This is a genomic window from Dyella soli, from assembly GCF_054482295.1.
Window position 1 is genome coordinate 900,636 of record NZ_JBTFFU010000001.1, and the last position, 20,796, is coordinate 921,431.

18 protein-coding genes and 1 pseudogene are annotated in these 20,796 nt (G+C 67.3%); 5 read left to right on the plus strand and 14 right to left on the minus strand.

The window, feature by feature from the left end; genetic code table 11:
- The first annotated feature begins 527 nt into the window (after positions 1-527).
- From ACXU4B_RS04215 to folE2, 5 genes are all read left to right on the plus strand, one after another.
- Complete coding sequence (locus ACXU4B_RS04215; RefSeq protein ID WP_240734013.1) at positions 528-1,310, plus strand: TorF family putative porin; 783 nt, start codon at positions 528-530, stop codon at positions 1,308-1,310.
- Between the two features lie 75 nt (positions 1,311-1,385).
- On the plus strand, positions 1,386-1,970 hold the full coding sequence (locus ACXU4B_RS04220; RefSeq protein WP_131408046.1) for an RNA polymerase sigma factor: 585 nt from the start codon (positions 1,386-1,388) through the stop codon (positions 1,968-1,970).
- Complete coding sequence (locus ACXU4B_RS04225) at positions 1,967-2,602, plus strand: anti-sigma factor family protein (RefSeq protein ID WP_131408048.1); 636 nt, start codon at positions 1,967-1,969, stop codon at positions 2,600-2,602. Before ACXU4B_RS04220 ends, ACXU4B_RS04225 begins: the two co-directional genes overlap by 4 nt.
- Positions 2,599-3,903: a S8 family serine peptidase gene (locus ACXU4B_RS04230; RefSeq protein WP_131408050.1), complete on the plus strand. Its 1,305-nt coding sequence runs from the start codon at positions 2,599-2,601 to the stop codon at positions 3,901-3,903. The genes ACXU4B_RS04225 and ACXU4B_RS04230 overlap by 4 nt, the downstream gene beginning before the upstream one ends.
- A 76-nt stretch (positions 3,904-3,979) precedes the next feature.
- Positions 3,980-4,909, plus strand: a complete 930-nt coding sequence (gene folE2, locus ACXU4B_RS04235) for a GTP cyclohydrolase FolE2 (protein WP_205746514.1) — start codon at positions 3,980-3,982, stop codon at positions 4,907-4,909.
- Here folE2 and mctP read toward each other — a convergent pair.
- The 14 genes and pseudogenes from mctP to ACXU4B_RS04305 all read right to left on the minus strand — a co-directional run bounded on the left by mctP (position 4,906) and on the right by ACXU4B_RS04305 (position 20,706).
- Entirely contained in the window at positions 4,906-6,375 is a 1,470-nt protein-coding gene (mctP, locus tag ACXU4B_RS04240; protein WP_131408052.1) for a monocarboxylate uptake permease MctP, read from the minus strand. The two genes, folE2 and mctP, sit on opposite strands and share 4 nt — an antisense overlap.
- Positions 6,365-6,565, minus strand: coding sequence for a DUF3311 domain-containing protein (locus tag ACXU4B_RS04245; RefSeq protein ID WP_131408054.1), 201 nt, complete (start codon positions 6,563-6,565; stop codon positions 6,365-6,367). Before ACXU4B_RS04245 ends, mctP begins: the two co-directional genes overlap by 11 nt.
- Before the next feature lie 314 nt (positions 6,566-6,879).
- Positions 6,880-8,070 carry an acetyl-CoA C-acyltransferase gene (locus tag ACXU4B_RS04250; protein WP_131408056.1) on the minus strand — a complete coding sequence of 397 codons (1,191 nt, stop codon included), beginning with the start codon at positions 8,068-8,070 and terminating at the stop codon, positions 6,880-6,882.
- Positions 8,071-8,215: 145 nt separating this feature from the next.
- Entirely contained in the window at positions 8,216-9,646 is a 1,431-nt protein-coding gene (locus tag ACXU4B_RS04255; RefSeq protein ID WP_131408058.1) for an efflux transporter outer membrane subunit, read from the minus strand.
- A gap of 2 nt (positions 9,647-9,648) precedes the next feature.
- Positions 9,649-12,834 carry an efflux RND transporter permease subunit gene (locus ACXU4B_RS04260; RefSeq protein WP_131408060.1) on the minus strand — a complete coding sequence of 1,062 codons (3,186 nt, stop codon included), beginning with the start codon at positions 12,832-12,834 and terminating at the stop codon, positions 9,649-9,651.
- On the minus strand, positions 12,831-14,432 hold the full coding sequence (locus ACXU4B_RS04265) for an efflux RND transporter periplasmic adaptor subunit (protein ID WP_131408062.1): 1,602 nt from the start codon (positions 14,430-14,432) through the stop codon (positions 12,831-12,833). The genes ACXU4B_RS04260 and ACXU4B_RS04265 overlap by 4 nt, the downstream gene beginning before the upstream one ends.
- Before the next feature lie 283 nt (positions 14,433-14,715).
- Complete coding sequence (locus tag ACXU4B_RS04270; protein ID WP_131408064.1) at positions 14,716-15,336, minus strand: hypothetical protein; 621 nt, start codon at positions 15,334-15,336, stop codon at positions 14,716-14,718.
- Between the two features lie 141 nt (positions 15,337-15,477).
- Entirely contained in the window at positions 15,478-16,533 is a 1,056-nt protein-coding gene (locus ACXU4B_RS04275; protein ID WP_240734082.1) for a HesA/MoeB/ThiF family protein, read from the minus strand.
- 96 nt (positions 16,534-16,629) lie between these two features.
- Positions 16,630-17,034, minus strand: a pseudogene (locus tag ACXU4B_RS04280) (molybdenum cofactor biosynthesis protein MoaE); the annotation flags it as partial.
- Positions 17,031-17,273, minus strand: coding sequence for a MoaD/ThiS family protein (locus ACXU4B_RS04285; protein ID WP_131408068.1), 243 nt, complete (start codon positions 17,271-17,273; stop codon positions 17,031-17,033). The gene ACXU4B_RS04285 and the pseudogene ACXU4B_RS04280, both read right to left, overlap by 4 nt.
- Positions 17,270-17,875 carry an NTP transferase domain-containing protein gene (locus tag ACXU4B_RS04290; RefSeq protein WP_131408070.1) on the minus strand — a complete coding sequence of 202 codons (606 nt, stop codon included), beginning with the start codon at positions 17,873-17,875 and terminating at the stop codon, positions 17,270-17,272. The genes ACXU4B_RS04285 and ACXU4B_RS04290 overlap by 4 nt, the downstream gene beginning before the upstream one ends.
- On the minus strand, positions 17,872-18,435 hold the full coding sequence (gene moaC / locus ACXU4B_RS04295) for a cyclic pyranopterin monophosphate synthase MoaC (protein WP_131408072.1): 564 nt from the start codon (positions 18,433-18,435) through the stop codon (positions 17,872-17,874). Before moaC ends, ACXU4B_RS04290 begins: the two co-directional genes overlap by 4 nt.
- 11 nt (positions 18,436-18,446) lie before the next feature.
- Positions 18,447-19,502 (minus strand): GTP 3',8-cyclase MoaA, encoded by a 1,056-nt coding sequence (gene moaA / locus ACXU4B_RS04300; protein ID WP_131408074.1) that lies wholly within the window; start codon positions 19,500-19,502, stop codon positions 18,447-18,449.
- A gap of 1 nt (position 19,503) precedes the next feature.
- Complete coding sequence (locus ACXU4B_RS04305; RefSeq protein WP_205746515.1) at positions 19,504-20,706, minus strand: molybdopterin molybdotransferase MoeA; 1,203 nt, start codon at positions 20,704-20,706, stop codon at positions 19,504-19,506.
- Positions 20,707-20,796: the final 90 nt, after the last annotated feature.

The window sequence follows — 20,796 nt, forward strand, 5'->3', positions numbered from 1 at the left end:
GCTAGCGTGAATCCCGGTCGATACCGACCGGATGCGCGACAGTCTTTCTCAACCTGCAACGTGTTCGAGCGCAGCCTCTCCTCCATGCACCCCATGGACGATCAGCTCGCATCGAGTTCCCCGCCCTTGGCCGGTGTACCTGGAAGAATCAGTAGATCCAGGCCATGGCATGGCGCCCGCAAACTCGAAGCCGATAGCCCTTAGTGCCGGCGACGCCCTGAATGGTTGCGTCCATGGCCGGCCGGTCCCGCCCCCATGCCGAGCTCCTGGCCCGTACCGCTTGAGCTGGTCGATGCCTGCCGGTTCCGATGGCACGCATTGCTGTTACCCTTTTCGCTGCAGAGGGGCTACAAGCCCGCCATGCCTTGCGCGGACCGGCACTGCAACGGACGACTGCAACGCCGGATCATTCAGTGATGAAGGGAAAGCGATGCGTGATGTGGTCTGACCGCCCCCTTGATGGCGGTGCATGGGGCTCGCCCTGGCATGCCTGTATTCACGGCATGGCCTCCATGGGCCCGGATTAGATGAGCGCGACCGTCCGCTTCCGTGCCGGGCTGGCCTTCCTGCCGGCCCTGGCTGCCACGGGTTTTGCCGTGTCCGTGCCTGCGCGGGCCGGCGAATTCAGCGGCGCGGTGGCGCTTGGCTCGCAACTGGTCGATCGCGGCCTCGCCATCACACCAGCCACCCCCGTGCTGCAGGGCGCCGGCAGCTGGACCTCATCGACGGGCTGGTCGCTGGGCCTTTCGGCGGGCGTCGAAGCGCGCTCACCCGGACGCCTCGCCGAAGGCATGGCCCAGGCATCGCATGCCTGGTCGCTGAGCAGCGACTGGCAGATGCAGGCGAGCCTGCTCTACTACGACTACCCGAGCCATCTTCACTCGGCGGTCACGGACCGGACCGAGACAGGCGTGAACTGGACCTACCGTGACATCCTGACCCTTGGCGTATCGGCCGCATGGTTCATCGGAGCCAGGGACAATGGGCCGCATCCTGCCGCCGACCTCGGTTTTCACTGGCCGTTGACAGAGCATTTCTCCTTGTCGGCAGGCGTGGGCGTCGCCCAGGCCATCACATCGGCCTATAGTTCCCACGGTTACTACCCCGGCCATGAATACGGCTACGGCTATGCTGGTCGCTACGGCAAGGGTGACGCGACCACCTACCGCTACGGCCATGCCGGGCTGATGTGGAGCTACGGGTCCTGGCGGGTGGAAGTCGACCGCGTGGAGACCGACCTGGACTCGGGACCGTCATCGAACGACCCCAGCGCCTCACCCTGGCTTGCGACGATCACGCTGGCCTTTTGATACAGGGACAACCATTTTGCGTCGGGACGGCACTTACATCGCCCTCAATCGCAATCTGACAACCCTGGCGAGCCTATGAACGATGCCGACATCGATTCCGACGCCACCGATCGCATGCTGCTCCAGCGCATGTCGATGGGTGACCGCGCCGCATTGGCGTTGCTCTATCGCAGTTACCACGGCCGCCTGGGACGCTTCCTGTCCCGCCTGACACGACGCGCCGACGTCATCGAGGAAGTCATCAACGATTGTTTCTGGATCGCCTGGCAGAAGGCGGGCAGCTTCCATGGGGACTCGCGGGTCTCCACCTGGATCATGGGCATTGCCTACCGTTGCGGGCTCAAGGCCTTGCGCCAGCACGGCGATGAACCCGTCGACCACGACAGCCTGCCCGAAGACCGTACGCCGGCCCATGACCCGGACGAGGATCGCGAACTGCGCGACTGGCTGAGCAAGGGGCTCGCCCACCTGTCGGCCGACCAGCGGGTCGTGGTCGAGCTGGTCTATGGCGTGGGCCACAGCCTGGACGACGTCGCTGTCATCATGCAGTGCCCGGTGGGCACGGTGAAGGCACGCCTGTTCCATGCACGAGTCAAGCTACGCAATGTCCTGCCGACCCTGGCCGGGAGTCCGCCTGCACGCAAGGAGAGCGCGTCATGACGATGCCGATGGATTCCGTCGGGGGCTGCGCCCGCGCCTGGGAGACGATGCCCTGGGTATTGCAGGACAGCGCCACGCAGGAACAGGGCGAATGGTTGATGGAGCACCTGGCCCATTGCGAACCGTGCCGCGCCGAGTTTGCGCAACAGAGCCGGCTGCGCGTTGCCCTGTCGCTGCCTTCGGACATTCCCCTGGATGTCGACGTGGGGCTGAAGCGCCTGCTGGGCCGCATTGATACGCCCGAGTCGCAGCAGTCCACCCTGCATCCGCCGGCGCGCAGCTGGTTTACCCGGGCACTCGTCGCGGCCGTGCTGGTCCAGGCCATCGGCATCGGCGTGATTGGCGCGCGGCTGTGGTCGGACGGCAGCAACCCGGGCTATCGCACCCTCAGCCAGCAAGCCCTGCCCGCTGCGCCGGGCGCGATCCACGTCGTGCCGGATTCGACCATGAAGGTGGCCGACTGGAACGCACTGCTGCACAACCTCAAGCTGCAGGTCGTGAGCGGCCCGAACGATGTCGGCGCCTACACGGTGATCGCCATCGGCGCCCCGGCAGTCACGCAGCACACTTTGCAGCAGTTGCGCGCCACGCGCGGCATCCGCCTGGCCGAGCCCGTCGCCGCCACGCCATGATCTTCCGTGCTCTCGCCCTGGTCGCGGTGATGACGGTGCTCAGCGCCTGCGTGCCCTCGCGTCCCGCGCCGCCGCAGGACGGCCAGCCGGCTGCCGGCAAGGCCTCGACCCATGTGGTGGCCTCCATGGACGGGCAGCGCGACATCGTGCTGGCGGTGGCCAATCCGCTGGAGCCACCGGCCACCCACGCTGGCTCCAGCCTGCTGGGCTATGCGTCGTCGGGAAACTACGGCGCCGGCCAACGCGCCACCGCCACGCTGGCCGAGCTGAAGCAAAGCTATGGACTGCGCGAGATCACCGGCTGGCCGATCAAGGCACTGGGCCTGTACTGCGTGGTCCTCGAGCCACCGGCCGGGATGACGCGCGAAGCCTTGCTCGACGTGCTGAACAAGGACCGGCGCGTGCAACTGGCCCAGCCCCTGCAGGACTACGCCGTCTACTCGGAAGCACCCCAGGCCGCGCATCAATACAACGATCCCTACGTGAACCTGCAGCGCGGCTTCGTCGATACCGAAGCGGCGATCGCGCATGGCGTCAGCCAGGGCGAAGGCGTGCATATCGCCGTCGTCGACACCGGCGTCGATGCGACGCACCCCGATCTGCAGGGCAGCATCCACGACATGCGCAACCTGGTGGACGATGACACCATCGCTTTCACGCATGATCGCCACGGCACCGAAATCGCCGGCATCATCACGGCCGTGGGAGACAACCACCAGGGCATTGTAGGCATCGCGCCCAAGGCGACGCTCAGTGTCTACAAGGCATGCTGGTACGCGCCGGGCACGGATGCCGGCGCGCATTGCAACACCTTCACCCTGGCCAAGGCCATGGCGGCGGTGATGGACACGGATGCACGCATCGTCAACCTCAGCCTCGGCGGCCCCGCCGATCCGCTGCTGAGCAAGTTGCTTGCGCTGTTGCTCACCCAGGGTCGCATCGTGGTCGCCGCCATGCCGCCCGATGGCGGCGTCGACGGATTCCCCGACGGATCGCCGGGCGTCATCGTGGTGCGCACCAGCGGCAAGTCCGCAGCATCGCCGGGCATCCTGAGCGCGCCCGGCAACGACATCCTCACCACGCAACCCAACGGCGGCTACGACTTCACGTCCGGCTCGTCGATGGCCGCCGCGCATGTCACCGGCATCATTGCCCTGTTGCTGCCGCTGGCGCCACGACTGGATGCCGCCACCGTCCGCGACATCCTGCTACGCAGCAGCAAGAACTCCGACGGCGCCGTGCAGGTGAACGCGGCCTCGGCGGTGGCGACCCTGCGCAGCAGCCAGAACAAGGCCCGCTGAGCGTCGCGGGCCCGCCCTGGCAGATCCAGCCACGCACACGTAAACGCATGACACCCGGACTTTCATCGTGAAGCACATGGCTGATGCACTTTGCCCGATGCCAGACGTCGCTGCCCAGGCGCAGCCCGGGCATGGCCATGCGCTCGACTGGGTGGGCATGGATGGCATCGATGCGCCGGTCCGCTTCGATGCCGGCGACGGCCAGCCGCAGCCATCGAGCGCCCGCGTCGGCGCCTTCGTCAACCTGGTGCATCCGGAACGCCGCGGCATCCACATGTCGCGCCTGTACCTGCTGGTCGACGAGCATCTGGGCAGGCGCGCGCTCGATGCCGCCTTGCTCGAGGACCTGCTGCGCGCATTCCTGGCGTCCCACCATGGCCTGGCCGACCAGGCACGCATCACGCTCCGTTTCGAACAGCTGATCCGCCGTCCGGCACTGCGCAGCGAGCACAGCGGCTGGCGCGCCTACCCGGTCACGCTCGAGGCGAGCCTTGCGCATGGCGTGTTCCGGCTGGAGCTGGGCACCGAGGTGACGTATTCCTCGACCTGCCCCGCCTCGGCGGCGTTGTCGCGCCAGCTGATCAGGGAGCAGTTCGCCCGGGACTTCGATCCGGCCGCCCTGCTGGACCATGCCGCCGTGATGGCGTGGCTGGGCAGCGAACACGGCATCGTCGCCACGCCTCACGCGCAGCGCAGCGTGGCGCAGCTGCGGGTGCGCCTGGCCGAGGGCGCGCACGCGAGCCTGATCGACTTGCTCGATCGCGTCGAGCAGGCCCTCGGCACGCCGGTGCAGACGGCCGTCAAGCGCGAAGACGAGCAGGCCTTCGCGCTCGCCAACGGCGGCAACCTGATGTTCTGCGAGGATGCCGCGCGGCGCATCCAGCGCGTGCTCGAAGGCGACCCGCGCATCGACGAGTTCCACGTTCGTGTCGAGCACCAGGAAAGCCTGCATGCGCACAACGCCGTCGCCGAGGCCTCCGGCGGTGCCGGCCAGCGACGGGACTAGTTCGCCGGCCGCGACGGCAGCACCAGCTGGACCACCACGGCAACGGCGATGTTCAGTGCGAGGGCGATCAGCCCCGTGTAGATGCCGGCCTTCATGTCGCCCATCGCCAGCACGTGCACCGGCTTGAGTCCATCCAGCCACGCGATCCAGGTGCCGCTGATGAAGCCCGCGATCCAGCCGCACAGCAGTGCCCTCGGGCCAAACCATGCGAAGAACAGGCCGAACACGACGGCAGGCAGCGTCTGCAGGATCCACATGCCGCCGAGCAGCTGCAGGTCGAGCGCGAACTGCGTCGGCAGGAACAGGATCACCAGCAGCGCGCCGATCTTCACGATCAGCGAAGTGATCTTGGCCACCCTGGCCTCGCCCTGCGGCGTGATGTCCTGCGACACATAGGCCTTCCAGAAATTGCGCGTGAACACATTGGCCGCGCCGATGCTCATCACTGCCGCCGGCACCAGCGCGCCGATGGCGACGGCGGCAAAGGAAAAGCCGATGAACCAGCTCGGGAACAGCGCCTTGAACAGGGCCGGCACGACCTGGTTGTTGTTCTGAAGCTGCAGATGGGCCGCGTGCCCCATGTAGCCAAGCAGCGCGAGCAGGCCGAGCAGCAAGGTATAGGCCGGCAGCAGAATCGCGTTCTTGCGGATGGTGTTGCCGCTGGCGCTGGCAAAGATGCCGGTCAGCGTATGCGGGTACATGAACGCAGCCAGCGCCGAACCCAGCGCGAGCGTGCCGTAGGGCATCCACTGGTGGCTGGCCAGCAGGATGCTGCCGGTTCCCTTCGCCTTGAAATCGGCGTCCGCTGCCGCGAACACGGCGGCATAGCCACCCAGCTTGATGGGAATCAGGCTCACCGCCGTGATGACCACGACATAGATCATGATGTCCTTGACGAAGGCGATCAGCGCCGGCGCGCGAATGCCCGACGAATAGGTGTAGAAGGCCAGCACCAGGAAGGCGATGATCAACGGAATCTCGCCCTTCAGGCCCAGCGCGGTGAAGACGGCGGCCATGCCAACCAGTTGCAGGGCGATGTAGGGCATGGTGGCCAGCACGGCGGTGAGCGCCACGGCCAGTTCCAGCATGCGGGAGTGATACTGGCCGTACACCACGTCGGCGGCGGTGACATAGCCGTGCTGCTTGGCCCGATGCCACAGCACCGGCATCACGACGAAGACAAACGGGTAGACGATGATGGTGTATGGCAGCGCAAAGAAGCCATACGCCCCCACGGCATACACCAGCGCAGGCACCGCGATCACCGTGTAGGCGGTGTAGAAATCGCCACCCACCAGGAACCAGGTAATCCACGTGCCAAAACGGCGTCCGCCCAGCCCCCACTCGTCGATGCTGGCGTGGACATCGCCCTGCCCCCATCGCGCCGCGAGGAAGCCCATCACGGTGACCAGCAGGAAGAAGAACGCAAAGACGCCGGTCGCCACGTAGTCCAGTTCAGTCGTCATGGCGCACCGACCGGTAGACAAGCCAGATCAGCACCACCGTGACCGGAACCCACAGCAACTGGTACCAGTAGAAGAACGGGAAGCCCAGCAGCACGGGCTCCATGCGGTTGTACAGCGGCGCGTACAGCAGGCCCGCGAACGGCAGCAACAGCAGCCAGCGCGCCGGGCTCGATCGGTTTGGCTGATTCACCGGGTGCCTCCTCGCAGAAGGACTTGATGGTCGGTGGCGCGGTCAGCGCGTCACCGCCGGCGCGCGCCTCGCTGGCTCGACGCGGGATCATCGCGCGGCCACGCGCAGTTCCATCCGTCGCTGGCCCGCGATGACCGCGCGATCGTCGCAAACCATCCGTGATCACGGCGGGAACGTAACAGCCTCAGGCCGCGCCGCCACTACAACCTTTGCCGGATGGAAGCCAGGCAGGCCGCGTCAGATAATGCGCATTCGTGCAAACCATGCGCGTGGCAGCCGCCTCCCGTCTGCATCGCGGCCCGCGCCAACCATCGTCAGTCCTCGCGCTCGATCGCGATCGCCGTGGCTTCGCCGCCGCCTATGCACAGCGAGGCCACGCCGCGGCGCTGGCCCGCGCGCCGCAGGGCATGCAACAAGGTGACGATCATGCGCGCACCCGTGGCGCCGATCGGATGACCCAGCGCGCAGGCGCCGCCGTTCACGTTGACCTTGTGGCGCGGAATGCCCAGTTCCTTCGCCGCCATCATCGGCACGACGGCAAAGGCTTCGTTGATTTCGAACAGGTCCACGCTGTCGGCGCTCCAGTCCAGCTTCGACAACAGCTTGCGCATCGCCGGGATGGGTGCCGTGGTGTACCAGGCCGGCTCCTGCGCATGCGTGGCATGGCCCTTGATCGTGGCGAGGATCGGCCAGCCGTTCTGCTGCGCCGTCGAGCGACGCGTCAACACCAGCGCGGCCGCACCGTCGGCATTGGCGGACGCACTGGCCGCGGTGATCGTGCCGTTGTCGCGAAATGCGGGCCGCAACTGGGGAATCTTCTCCACCGAGACTTTCTGCGGATGCTCGTCGGCATCGACCATGACGCTGCCCTGCCGGTCGCTCACCGGCACCGGCACGATCTCGTCGCGAAACGCGCCAGAGCGTCCCGCTTCCTGCGCGCGCTGCAGGGTCTCGATGGCCCAGGCATCCTGCGCGTCGCGGCCGAAGCCGTAACGCTCCGCCGCCATCTCGCCGAAATCGCCCATGGGACGACCCTTTTCATAGGCGTCTTCCAGGCCGTCCAGCATCATGTGGTCGTACAGGCGGTCGTGACCTGCGCGGTACCCGCTGCGCGCCTTGGCCAGCAGGTAGGGCGCGCCGGACATGGACTCCATGCCGCCCGCAACGACCACCTCGGCCGAGCCGGCAAGAATCAGATCGTGACCAATCATCACGGACTTCATGCCCGAGGCGCAGACCTTGTTGACGGTGGTGGCGCCCACCGCATCGGGCAATCCGGCGCCACGCGACGCCTGCCGTGCCGGCGCCTGGCCCTGGCCCGCCGGCAACACGCAGCCCATCAGCACCTCGCTGACGCGCTCGGATTCGACGCCGGCGCGCCCGATGGCCGCCCCTATGGCCAGCGCGCCAAGCTGGTGGGCCGGTACGGTCGACAGCGCGCCCTGGAAACGGCCCAGGGGTGTACGCACGGCAGAGACGATGACGATGGGATCGTTGATGGACATGGATGCTTCCGCGATAAGCCGGCGCGCAGCCACGCGTTCCCGGCGATGGCGGGAAATATAGTATGATTACTATAATATTATGGTTAACCGGCGCCCCGGGTCATGGCCTGCCACGGGGGCGCGGCGTCAACACGATTCCCGGGTGCTATCGCCCCGAACCTGCGGCCGCGTGTGTCGACGACACCTGCTCCGTTTCCGCCGGCCAGCCGTGGCCCAGGGCCTTGTAGAGGCTGACGATCTCGTTCAGGCGCTGGGCCTGCAGGCTCGACTGGGTCAGCTGCGCGTTGAACAGGCTCCGCTCCGCGTCGAGCACTTCAAGATAACTGGTGTAGCCACCCTCATACAGGTCACGCGACAGCGATGCGTATTGATGAAGCGCGGCGACCTGCTCGTCGGTGGCGGCCAGTTGGTCGCTGCTGCGCTGCTCGCCGGCCAGGGCATCTTCCACATCGGCGAACGCGCCCTGGATGGCCTGTTGATAGGCCAGCAAGGCCTCCTGCTGCCTGGCCTCCGCCTGTTTGACCGAGCCGGCGATGGCGCCACCGGTGAAGATGGGCACGCTTGCCGCGCCCGCGTAAGACCAGACCTTGGCACTGCCCGTCCACAGCGAGGACAGCGCAGTGCTTGCTGAGCCGAACAGCCCGGTCAGCGAGATGGTGGGGAAATACTGCGCGCGCGCCGCGCCGATCTGGGCATTGGCGGAAACCAGCTGTTGCTCGGCCTCGCGAATATCCGGCCGCTGTTCCAGCAGGCTTGAAGGCAGCCCGTCCGGAATGCGCGGCACGGCGATCTGGTCGATCGTCTTGCCGCGCGGGATCGGCCCCGGGTTCTCGCCGAGCAATAGCGAGATGGCGTTTTCCTGCAGGGCAATCTGCTGCTCGATCGAATGCTGCGAGGCCAGCGCCACGGCGTATTCGGACTTCGCCTGGCTCACCTGCACCTGGGACACCACGCCGCCGTGGAAGCGCTCCTGGAACAGCGACAGCGCCGACGAGCGCGCATCCACCGTCGAGCGCGCGATCAGCAGGCGCTGGTCCAGGTCGCGCAGGCTGATATAGGCCGAAGCGACGCTGGCCTGCAGGGAAATCAAGGTCGCCTGCCTGGCGTACTTGGTCGCCAGCAGGTCGGCGCGGGCGGATTCGCGCAGCCTGCGCAGGCGCCCGAACAGGTCGATCTCCCACGATGCCATCAGGCTGGCTTCGACCTGCGTGCTTTCAAAGGGTGGCGTCACCGCCGTCGCCGGCGTGCGTTGCCGTGCACCGCTCAGTCCTGCCGCCAGTTGCGGATACAGCGCCGAGCTCGCGCTCATCAGGCGACCGTAGTATTCGTCGACGCGCGCCGCGGCGATCGCCAGGTCCTTGTTCTGCAGCGTCGCCTTTTCGACCAGTGCATCGAGCACCGGGTCGTTGAACTGCGACCACCACGCCTGCGTGGTCTCCGCTGAGGCACTGGCGTCCGCGTAGCGATAGGCCGCCGGCGTTTCCACCGTGGGGCGGTGATAGTCCGGCCCCACGGCGCAAGCGGCCAGCAACACGCCGCAAGCGAGCCCGCATGACACCAGCCGGCATCGAGGCATGGCTACTCCCCCTCGCCGGTCGGGCCGTGCGGCTGCGCGACGCCGGGCACGCCGCCATCTGCCGCCGCGGCTCTTGCCTGCTTCCGGCGACCCGTCAGCGTCTCCAGCCCCCAGAAGAACATGGGGATGAACAGCAGCGCGATGACGGTGGCGCCCAGCATGCCGAAGATCACGCCGGTGCCCAGCGAGCGCCGGCTCGCCGCCGATGCACCGCTGGCGATGGCCAGCGGCACGCAGCCAAGGATGAAGGCCAGCGAGGTCATGATGATCGGGCGCAGGCGCAGCTTGGCGGCATGCAGGGCGGCATCATACGGACCCAGCCCTTCCTTCTCTTGCATCTCGACGGCGAACTCGAAGATCAGGATCGCGTTCTTGGCCGCCAACGCGATCAGCACCGTGAGGCCGATCTGGAAATAGACATCGTTTTCCATGCCGCGCAGCAGGATGCCGATCAGCGCGCCGAACAAGGCGAACGGCACCGCCATCAGCACGCCGATGGGCAAGGTCCATTTTTCGTACTGGGCCGCCAGGATCAGGAACACCATGCCGAGCGCAAAGCCGAACACGGCGACAGCGGTCGAACCCGCCTTCTTTTCCTCGTAGGCCTGCCCGCTCCAGTCGTAGCTGAAGCCGCTGCCCAGCACTTCCCCGGCCACCTCTTCCATCGCTGCGATGGCCTGGCCCGAGCTGTAACCCGGCGCTGCGTCGCCGGTGATCTTGGCGGCCGGGAAATTGTTGAAACGCGTGACGATATCTGCACCCGGCACATAGCGGGTGGTGGTCACCGATTTCACCGGCACCATCTCGCCGGACTTGTTGCGCACGTAGAGCTGCTCGATATCCTCGGGCCGCACGCGGTACTGCGACTCGGCCTGCATGATCACCTGGAACAGGCGGCTGCTCTTGGGAAACTGACTGACATAGAGCGAGCCGAACATGGTCTGCAAGGCCGAGTAGACATCCTGCACGGCCACGCCCTGCGACTCGGCGCGCTCCCGGTCCACGTCCACCAGCAACTGGCGCGAACGCGCATTGATGGTCGAGTTCACGCCGCGCAGCTCCGGGCGCTGCCGCGCCTTGGCGATGAAGGCGCGCACCTTTTCCTCCAGCATCGGGAAACTGGCGTTGCCGGTGCTCTGCAACCAGAACTCGAAGCCGCCCGTGGTGCCGAGGCCGGGGATCGAGGGCGGATTGACGGGCACTACCACGCCTTCGTCGAAGCGCGAGAACGTCTTGCCCGCATCGTGGATGATGTCGGCGGCGGTCTGACCCTTGCCGCGGTCGTGGAAGCCCTTGAGCGTGACGAACAGCGTCCCCGCGTTCGCCTTGTATTGCGAGTCGACCAGGCTGAATCCGATCGGCGCGGCGACGGACTTCACGCCGGGCTGCCTGGCAAACCAGTCTTCCGCGCGCTTTGAAAGCTCGCCCGTGCGATCGAGGCTGGCCGCGTCCGGCAGGATCACTGCCGCCAGCAGGTAGCCCTGGTCTTCGGTGGGCAGGAACGAGGACGGAATGTGCTTGAACAGCCCCATGGTGACGAAGATCATGCCGACGATCAGCAGGAGTGACAGCGTCACGCGCTTGATCACCAGCTGCACGGCGCGTCCATAACCCGCCGTAAAGCTGTCGAACTTTTCGTTGAACCAGCGAAAGAAACGGTTCTTCTCCTGTTCGCCCGGCTTGAGCAGGATGGCGGCGAGCGCGGGCGACAGCGTCAGGGCGACCACGCCCGACAGCACGACGGAAACCGCGAGCGTCACGGCAAACTGCTTGTAGAGCTGACCGGTAATGCCGGACAGGAACGCCACCGGAATGAACACGGCGAGCAACACCAGTACGATGGCGACGACCGGGCCGCTCACCTCGTCCATGGCGCGCTTGGCGGCATCCCTGGGCGACAGGCCGAACTCGGACATGTTTCGTTCGACGTTTTCGATCACCACGATGGCGTCGTCGACCACGATGCCGATGGCCAGCACCATGCCGAACAGCGTGAGCATGTTGATCGAGAAACCGAACGCGCTCATGCCGATGAAGGCGCCGATGATCGACACCGGCACCGCCAGGATCGGCACCAGGGTGGCCCGAAAGCTCTGCAGGAACAGATAGACGACCAGGATCACCAAAATCACGGCGTCGCGCAGCGTATGGACGACCTCGTTGATCGATTCATTGACGAACTCGGTGGTGTCCAGCGCGATCTCGTAATCGAGCCCGGGCGGAAAGTTCTTCTTCAGGTCCGCCATGGTGCTGCGCACTTTCCTGGCCACGTCCAGCGCGTTCGCGCCCGGCTGCTGGTAGACGGCGATCAGCGTGGCGGTCTTGCCGTTGAAGCGGCCGCGCAGCGAATAGTCCTTCGAGCCCAGCTCGGCATGGCCGATGTCCTTGAGGCGGATCATCGCCGCCGCATCGCCGGTGCCGCCGCGCAGGATGATGTTGTCGAACTCCGCCGGCTCGGTCATGCGCCCGCGGGTGGCGATCGGAAACGTCTGTTGCACGGGCTCGCTGGTGGGCGCCTGCCCGATGCGGCCGGCGGAGAATTGCTGGTTCTGGTTGGCGATCGCCTGTTGCACGTCGGAAACGGTCACCCCAAGCTTGGCCATGCGGTCCGGCTTGAGCCAGATGCGCATGGCGTAGTCCGCCGAGCCGAAGATCGACGCCTGGTTGGCGCCGGGGATGCGCTTGAGCGCGTCCAGCACATAGACATTGGCGACGTTGGCGACGTAGGACTGGTCGAACGCGTTGTCGGGCGCGTAGACCGCAATCACCATCATGAAGGCCGACGAACGCTTCTGCACCGAAACGCCTTGCGCGGTCACCGCGTCCGGCAAGGTGGGCAAGGCCAGGTTGACGCGATTCTGCACATCGACCTGGGCCAGCGACGGGTCGGTGCCGATATTGAAATACGTGGTCAGCGTCATGTTGCCCGTCGAGGAACTCGTCGAGCTCATGTAGATCATGTTGTCCGCGCCGTTGACCTGCTGTTCCAGCGGCGCGGCGACGTTCTGCGCCACGATTTCGGAGCTCGCACCGGGATAGGTCGCGCTGACCGTGATCTGCGGCGGCGAGATGTCCGGAAACTGCGCGATCGGCAGGCTGACCATCGCCACCAGGCCGGCGACCACCAGGATGATGGAGATCACCGAGGAAAAGATCGGCCGGTCGATGAAGAAGTGCGAAAAGCTCATCGTGCCGCTCCGTTGGCATCCCCGGTGAACCGGATGTCCACGCGCCGCGCATCGCCGGTGCTGCCGGCGATGACATTCGCCGGCGGCCGCAGTTCGATGCGATCCGCCGGGATGCCCGCGACGATCAGTGCCGCGCGGACCGCCTTGGCGCGCGCGGCCGACAGCGCCAGGTTCGCATCGTGCGAACCGCTGGCATCGGCATAGCCTGCAACGACTGCCCGCCCCTGCGGCGCCTCATGCCATCGGGCAGCGATCGGCGCGAGCCTGGCGGCCGCTTCCACCGAAATCTGCGCGCTGCCGACCTCGAACAACACGGTGGCCTGCTCCGCGTGCGCAGCTGGCGCGGTGCCGGGCGCCTCCGTTCGGTTGGCGCCCGCGGTCGAGCCGACCGTGGCCGGCGCTGCGCTGCCCGCGGCCGCCGCCGTCGTCCTGAGCGTGGGTGGTGCAGTCCTGCTGGCGACGGGCTCTGCCTTCAGCTGCGCCGGATGCGTCTTCAGCGCCAGCCCCGGCGCAAGCCGGATCACGTTGTCGGTCACCACCTGGTCGCCCGCGTGGAGGCCGGATCGGATGATCCAGTCGTTACCGCTCCACTCGCCGGCCTCCACCGGGCGCTGCTGCGCCTTGCCGTCCTTGTCCACCGTCCACACGAACGCCCCGCGCTCGCCTTGCAGCACGGCTGTCTGCGGCACGGCAATGGCGTGGGCACGCAGGGCGCCACGCAATTTCACGCGAACGAACTGGCCGGGGCGCAACACGCCATCGGCATTGGGAAATTCCGCGCGCACCAGGTAAGTGCCGGTTTCCTGGTTGAGCGAGGCATCGGTGAACGCGATGCGTCCACGCTCCGGGAAGATGCTGCCGTCGGCCAGCACGATCTCCACCTGCAGCAATCCCTTGCCCGGCATCTTCAGCGAGCCGTCCGAGGTCTGCGCGCGCAGCCGCAGCAGTTCGTTTTCCGACAGGCTGAAGTTCACCCAGATCCGGTCGAGCTTCGCCACGTAGGTGAGCAGGCTGTTGCTCGCGTCGATATAAGAGCCCTGCTGCTTCTTGGCGAAGCTTGACTGGCCCGTCACCGGCGAGGTGATGGTCGTGTAGCCGAGATTGAGTTCGGCGCTGGTCACATCGGCGCGCGCCTGCTCCAGCGCCGCGGCCGCCGCCTGTTCCTGGCCAACCGAATCGTCCAGGTCTTTCTGGCTCAACGCGTTCTTCGCGGCCAGCGGGCGCACCCGCTTGAGGTCCGCCACCGCGGTGTCGTAGCGTGCCTGCTGCTGCCGGTACGCGGCGCGCGCCGCATCGAGCGCCGCCTCGAACGGTTTCTTGTCCATCAGGAACAGCACGTCGCCGGCGTGCACCATCGAGCCCTCGGTATAGATGCGCTGCTCGAGGAATCCGTTGACGCGGGCGCGAATCTCCACCTGCTGCGAGCTCTGGGTCTGCCCGACGAAGTCGAACACGACGGGCGTGTCGCGCAGCGATACCGTGAAGACACCGACCTCCACCGGTGCCGCCGCGCCTTGTGCCGTCTTGTCGTCCTTGCACCCCGCCAGCAGCGCGAGCATGACGGCCATGCTGAAGCCGAGTGTGTGCCGTCGACCCATCACGCAAACCTCCGCTGCACCCATGGCCCAGGCTTCCCTGGTCCGGCGTTCCTGCCTCACCACGCCATCGGCCGGAACTTGATGCGCCGCCGCGGCACCTGTCCGCCGCCGGCGGTCGCTTTCCCTGGGTCGAACGCTACGCGGTTTGTGGTGCTGGCGAATACGGAGAAACTACCCGCCGCGCCTGCGTAAATTTACGTAGCGCGACGATCGCCGCGCGGCTGTCACGCTGGCATGGGGTGATGGATGCAGCAGCGGCACCGGCGGGACCGGAAGCCCGCGACTAGATGGCGCCAGCGTCGACAGCCGATCCGACCAGGGCGCCGTTGATGGTGACGACCATCCGGCGTGCCAGGTCGACATAGCTGGTCGCCCGCGGCAGGCGCTCCTTCTTGGGAACAGCCGCAAGCAGGTCGACGAGGGCGCCACCGCCTGGTGCGGCGCGGTGGGCAAAGACGCAGGCACGCGGCGAATCCAGGAACACGCGCATCTCCACGTGGGTGGCGGCGGCGACCACCGCCCCTTCGTTGGGCCGGATCACGATGGAGAGGCTACGGTGCCCCTTGCGGCGGAGCAGCCGCACGCACTCCTCCAGCTCGATCACCAGGCTGTGGCCTTCGGGTACCTCAAGGTCCTGGAACAGGACCGACTGTAATTCCCCGGCGGCCTTGCGTACCTCGTTCTCGATGCGTCCGAGGAAGCCCTGGCGCAGTTCATGCCGCGTGTAGTGGATGGGCATGGTCGACACCTGCACCGCGTTGCGGCTGACCAGGGTCGAATGATTGACGCGCCTGAAGCTCAAGCCGGCGGCCTCATAGCTCTGGCATGCGTTCGCCCCGCTGATGCCGGCAAGCGCGGCCCAGGCGGCCTTGAGATAGCTGAGGTTTGGAGGCGAGTTGAGCATGCGTGTCCCGACAGGTTGATCGCGTCGCGCGCCATGCCGACGCCCGGCGTGGATGGACGCCGGACCTGAGGGGTTATCGGCATGCGCCGCCGGGACTTCAGTGTCGCGGGATTCCCCCGCTCTCCCGCTGCGCGGGGCCGGTCAGCCCGGCAGGCGTTCCCGCAATGCACGCAGTCCGCCCGCAAGCGAATGGACCTCGTGCCATCCCGCGGCGCGCAGCAGCCGGGCAGCGTGCCCGCTGCGTCGCCCACTGGTGCAGATCAGCAGCTGCCGGCCGTCGCCCAGTTCCGCCGCGCGAGAGGCGATCTCGGCCGAGGGAATGCGGCGACATGGCAGGTCCGGCAAGGGAGCGTCGGCGATCTCCTGCGGCTCCCGCAGATCGACGAGGGCGAATCCCGCAAGGATGGCATCTTCCAGATGGACGAAGGCGAGATCGACCTCGCCCTCGTCGCGCGTGCGCGCCAGCGCCTGCCGTGCCACCGCCACACAGCCACCGTGCAGGGCGCAGCCTTGCGCAGCGTCGATCGCCAGGCGCTGGGTGGTTTGGTCGAGCAGGTTCACCAGCAGCAGCGAGGACGGGTCGGGACGCGGCAGGCCCAGCAGCATGCCCAACGCTTCGGTAGCCTGCATGGCGCCCAGTACGCCGGGCACGGGTCCGAGCACGCCGGAGGCGGCACAGCTGCCCACCGCCGCCGGCGCGGGCTCTTCTGGCCACAGGCAACGCAGGCAGGGCGTGCCCTCGCGCGCCTTGATCACCTGCAGCTGGCCTTCGTACTGGTAGACGCTGGCCAGGATCAGCGGCGTGCCGCTGAGCACGGCGGCATCGCTGCTGAGGTAGCGGCTGCGCATGTCATCGGTGCATTCGACCACCAGGTCGAACTGGCCGAACACCTCGACCGCGTTGCCGGCGTGCAGGGGTTCGGCCCACGTCTTCACCTGCACCGTGGGGTTGAGTGCAGCGATGCGACGCGCCGCCAGCTCGACTTTGCGCTCGCCGATGCCATGGGTGTCGTAGAACGTCTGCCGGTGCAGGTTGCTGGCTTCGAGGCGATCCCCATCGACGATACCCAGCGTGCCCACGCCGGCGCCGGCCAGATAGGCGAGCACCGGGCAGCCCAGGCCGCCCGCGCCGATCACCAGCACACGCGCCGCGGCGAGCCGCTGCTGGCCTGCCTCGCCCACCTCGCGCAGGCGCATCTGGCGCGAATAGTCAGGCACGAAAGCCGTGCCCGCGACATGTACGCCGTGCGGGGCCTGCTCGTGCTCATGCTCGCGATGGACATGCGAGCAGGCGACCCAGCTGGATTCGCCCGTGAGGTAATGCTCCTTCTTCCAGATCGGCAGGCGATGCTTGATCTCATCGATGATGTAACGACACGCGCGAAAAGCCTCGTCGCGATGCGCGGCCGACACGCCGATCCATACGGCGAGGTCGCCCACCCGCAAGGAGCCCGTGCGGTGCGCGCAACGTGCATCGGCGACGCCGTAGCGGGCCATCGCTTCTGCAAGAATGCGTTCGCCCTCGGCCTGTGCCAGTTCGGCGTAGGCCTCGTAGTCCAGGCCGTCGACTGCGCGACCATCGTTGCTGTCACGCACCCAGCCCTCGAAGGCACAGAAACCGCCGCTTCCCGGCTGCTGCAGGGCCTCGCGCAACAGCGTCGTGTCTACGGGCACGGCCGAAAGGCTGAAGCGATTCATCCGCCGGCCACCGGTGGAATGAACACAACCGTATCGCCGTCACGCAACGGTCGGTCCCAGGCACTGAACTGCGCATTCACCGCGACCTTCAGCGCATCGGGCGCCAGCGAGAAACCGCGGCGCACGCGCAACTCGTCATAGAGTTCCTGCAATGACGCGGCAGCGGTCGCCACCTGCTCGCCGCCCATGCCGGCCTGCTCGCGCAGTTGCGCGTAGTACTGCAGGTTGATCACCTTCATGCCATGGACTCCAGAACCTGCTGCAGTTGCGCCCGTTCCTCCGGCGTGTTGGCGTTGTCCAGCGCCGCGCCGGGCGCCGGCAACAACACGGTACGCGACTGCATGAGCGCCTTGCGCGGGCAGTAGCTGCCGGCCAGGTAGCGTTGCTCGAGCAAGGCGTTACTGGACGGCTCCCAGATCGCGCACAGCGGTTCCGGCAGGCCGTCGTGGCGACTGGTGAACGCGCAGGCGTCGGCCTGCGGGTCGCGGCCATCGACGAGTTGCCGCAAGGTCGCCGCATCCAGCAGCGGCAGGTCGCAGGCCAGCACCAGCCAGGCCACCTCCGGATACGAGCCCTGCGCGGAAAGAATGCCGGCCGCCGGGCCAATGGCGTCGTAGCTGTCCACGATCTGCGGCAGCGGTGCGCGCAACGGGTCCTCGCGCTGCTCGGCACGGACGGAAAGGAAGCTGCGCTCGGTGACCTGCCCCAGCAATCGCCACGCGCGCAGCAGCTGCGGCTCGCCAAGATAGGCCAGTGCAGCCTTGTCCTGTTGCATGCGCCGGCTGGCCCCGCCGCTGAGCAGCAGGCCATAGAGCGGCGGACGAGTCTGAGCCGTGCTCATGCGCCCACCTGCCCCGCCGCGTCGAAGTCCGTCTTGCCGCCGGTCTTCTTCACCAGCCGCACCTCGGCAATGACGATGTCGTGCGACATCGCCTTGCACATATCGTAAATGGTGAGCGCCGCAATGCTGGCGCCGGTAAGGGCCTCCATCTCCACGCCGGTACTGCCATGGCATGACACCGTGCATTCGATCAGCGCGTCGTTGTGCTCCATGCGGATATCGATGTCGCAGCGGTCCAGGCTCAACGGATGGCACAGCGGGATCAGCTGCGACGTCGCCTTGGCGCCCATCACGCCGGCGATGTTGGCCACCGTCAGCACCGCGCCCTTGGGAGTGACGTGTCCGGCCGCATGCAGGGCCTGCGCGACGGCCGCGGGAAAACGGACGCGCGCCCTTGCCTGCGCCGTGCGGCGGGTCACCGGCTTGCCGTCCACGTCGACCATGCGCGGCTGCTGCCGGTCGTCGACGTGCGAGAGCGTGGTGGGTGATGTGGCCACAGGGGTCTCCGGTTTCGCGGGTTCACGCGGGATGATTATCGGTCGGCCGTGGCGCCGCGGCATTAAAAAACCGTCTAGCCACCGATGTAGTGCATTTCGATCTTGTGCCGTGCCTTGCCCCCGCGCTCCGCGCGTTCCTCGCTGTAACGGTCGGCGCGACGCAGCCAGACCTCGCGCAGGCGTTCGGCCAGTCCGTCGTCACTGGCGCCGCTGCGCAGCAACCCGCGCAGATCGGTGCCCTGGGTGGCGAACAGGCAGGTGTAGAGCATGCCATCGGAGGACAGGCGCGCCCGCGAGCAACCACCGCAGAAGGGCTGGCTGATCGACGAAATCATGCCGATCTCGCCGGTGCCGTCGGCGAACCGATAGCGCGTGGCCACCTCGCCGGCGTAACGGGGCGACACCGGCTCCAGTGGCCAGCGCGCGCCGATACGCTCGACCAGTTCGCGCGACGGCACCACGTCCTCGGCTCGCCAGTCGTTGCGGTTGCCCACGTCCATGTATTCGATGAAGCGCACCACGATGCCGCTGCCGCGGAAGCGCTCCACCAGGTCGGTCACGGTGTGTTCGTTGATGCCGCGCTGCACGACCGTGTTGAGCTTCACGCCGTGCGGAAAGCCGACGGCCCGTGCCGCCTCGATGCCGGCCAACACGTCGTCCAGCGCGCCGCGCCCGCCCGACATCCGATGGAATACCGCGGGATCGAGCGTGTCCAGGCTCACCGTGACACGGTCGAGGCCGGCTTCGCGCAACTCGCCCGCATGGCGCGCCAGCAACACGCCGTTGGTGGTCAGCGCCAGGTCGGTGATGCCCTCGATGCGCCGCAGGCGCGTGACCAGGTCGGCAAGGTGCGGGCGCAGCAGCGGTTCGCCACCGGTCAGGCGCAGCTTGCCGACACCGAGCGATGCGGCCACGCGGCACAGGCGCTCGAGCTCGTCGAAGCTGAGGCGCTCGTCATTGCGCAGAAAGTTGAAGTGTTCGCCGTAGGTCGCCTCGGGCATGCAGTACGGGCAGCGGAAGTTGCAACGATCCATCACGGAGATGCGCAGGTCGTGCAGTGGCCGGCCACGCTGGTCCAGTGGCGTCAGCGCCACGCCGGAAGATTCGTTGCTGGCGCGAAGCGTATTCATGTCACCACCGATAGAACGCCACCACGTCGCCCGCCGCGGCCGTGGCCTGGCCCGGCGGCAACTGCACGACGCCGTGCGTGCGCGGCAGGGCCGAAAAATCGCCCGAGGTCCGCGACGGCACCGCATGGGCGATCATGCTCCCCTGCGCGTCGCTGTGCACATGCGCGGGCACGAAGCACGTCAACAGCTCGCTGGCATCCACCGGGCCATCCAGGCGCACCTGCTCCGGCTGGCCGGCCGCCATGCCCATCGACGCCAGCAGGGCCGGCCTGGCGTAACGAATGGTGCAGACCAGGGCGGAGACCGGGTTGCCCGGCAGCGCGAACACCACCTGCCCCCGTGGTCCCGCGCCAAACCACATGGGCTTGCCCGGTTTTTGCGCGATGCGGTGGAACACGCGGCGCACGCCGAGCGCATCGAGCGACTCGGGCACATAGTCGCGCTGCCCCACCGATACGCCGCCGGAAAGAATCAGCACGTCATGCGCCGCAAGCAGGTCGGCCAGCAGGGCGCGGGTTGCCGGGCCGTCGTCGGCCACGTGATGCCGCACGATGCGGTCAAACCCGTGCAGGCGCAGGGCCGCCAGGATCGCCACGTCGTTCGAACGACGAATCTGGCCCTGGCCCAGCGGTGCGTCGACCGCCACCAGTTCGTCTCCGGTCGAGACGATGGCCACGGAGGGCACGGCCGCCACCTCCACCTCGACCACGCCATTGGCGGCGAGCAACGCCATTTCGGGGGCACCAATGCGCATGCCGGCCTCGAGCAGCAAACTGCCGGCCGGGCAATCGGCGCCGCGCGCATGGACGAACTGCCCGCGCGCCGGCCGGCAGCCGTCAAGCAGCAGGTAACGCGCGCCTTCGCGACGCGTCTGTTCGACCGGAATCACGCAGTCGCAGCCGCCCGGCAGCACCGCACCGGTGGTCACTTCGAGACAGGCTCCGCCACTGTCCAGCGATTGCGCGGCCATGCCTGCCAGCTGCGTGCCGGCCAGCTGGAACTCACGCGGCAGCGGATCGTGCCAGCGCACGGCGATGCCATCCATCATCACGCGATCGAAGGGGGGATGGTCGTGCTCGGCATGCACGGCCTGGCGCAGCAGGCGGCCGGCCGCACGTTCCAGCGCGACGCGCTCACTGCCAAAACGCGGCATGTGCTGCGCAACCAGGGCTTCGGCTTCGGCAACGCTGATCAACTCAGTCATGGGCCTGACAATGGGTGAATGCTGCCGCCAGTCGCCGCAGGGCGACACTGGCAAGGATTATCGGCACGCTCCCGGGCATTAACAACCGGA

Bases quoted from the DNA above. Each gene is read 5' to 3' on its own strand.
- ACXU4B_RS04215 (WP_240734013.1), top strand. From the start codon at position 528: ATGAGCGCGACCGTCCGCTTCCGTGCCGGGCTGGCCTTCCTGCCGGCC.
- ACXU4B_RS04220 (WP_131408046.1), top strand. From the start codon at position 1,386: ATGAACGATGCCGACATCGATTCCGACGCCACCGATCGCATGCTGCTC.
- ACXU4B_RS04225 (WP_131408048.1), top strand. From the start codon at position 1,967: ATGACGATGCCGATGGATTCCGTCGGGGGCTGCGCCCGCGCCTGGGAG.
- ACXU4B_RS04230 (WP_131408050.1), top strand. From the start codon at position 2,599: ATGATCTTCCGTGCTCTCGCCCTGGTCGCGGTGATGACGGTGCTCAGC.
- folE2 (WP_205746514.1), top strand. From the start codon at position 3,980: ATGGCTGATGCACTTTGCCCGATGCCAGACGTCGCTGCCCAGGCGCAG.
- mctP (WP_131408052.1), bottom strand. From the start codon at position 6,375: ATGACGACTGAACTGGACTACGTGGCGACCGGCGTCTTTGCGTTCTTC.
- ACXU4B_RS04250 (WP_131408056.1), bottom strand. From the start codon at position 8,070: ATGTCCATCAACGATCCCATCGTCATCGTCTCTGCCGTGCGTACACCC.
- ACXU4B_RS04255 (WP_131408058.1), bottom strand. From the start codon at position 9,646: ATGCCTCGATGCCGGCTGGTGTCATGCGGGCTCGCTTGCGGCGTGTTG.
- ACXU4B_RS04260 (WP_131408060.1), bottom strand. From the start codon at position 12,834: ATGAGCTTTTCGCACTTCTTCATCGACCGGCCGATCTTTTCCTCGGTG.
- ACXU4B_RS04265 (WP_131408062.1), bottom strand. From the start codon at position 14,432: ATGGGTCGACGGCACACACTCGGCTTCAGCATGGCCGTCATGCTCGCG.
- ACXU4B_RS04270 (WP_131408064.1), bottom strand. From the start codon at position 15,336: ATGCTCAACTCGCCTCCAAACCTCAGCTATCTCAAGGCCGCCTGGGCC.
- ACXU4B_RS04275 (WP_240734082.1), bottom strand. From the start codon at position 16,533: ATGCGCCTGCGCGAGGTGGGCGAGGCAGGCCAGCAGCGGCTCGCCGCG.
- ACXU4B_RS04285 (WP_131408068.1), bottom strand. From the start codon at position 17,273: ATGAAGGTGATCAACCTGCAGTACTACGCGCAACTGCGCGAGCAGGCC.
- ACXU4B_RS04290 (WP_131408070.1), bottom strand. From the start codon at position 17,875: ATGAGCACGGCTCAGACTCGTCCGCCGCTCTATGGCCTGCTGCTCAGC.
- moaC (WP_131408072.1), bottom strand. From the start codon at position 18,435: ATGCCGCGGCGCCACGGCCGACCGATAATCATCCCGCGTGAACCCGCG.
- moaA (WP_131408074.1), bottom strand. From the start codon at position 19,502: ATGAATACGCTTCGCGCCAGCAACGAATCTTCCGGCGTGGCGCTGACG.
- ACXU4B_RS04305 (WP_205746515.1), bottom strand. From the start codon at position 20,706: ATGACTGAGTTGATCAGCGTTGCCGAAGCCGAAGCCCTGGTTGCGCAG.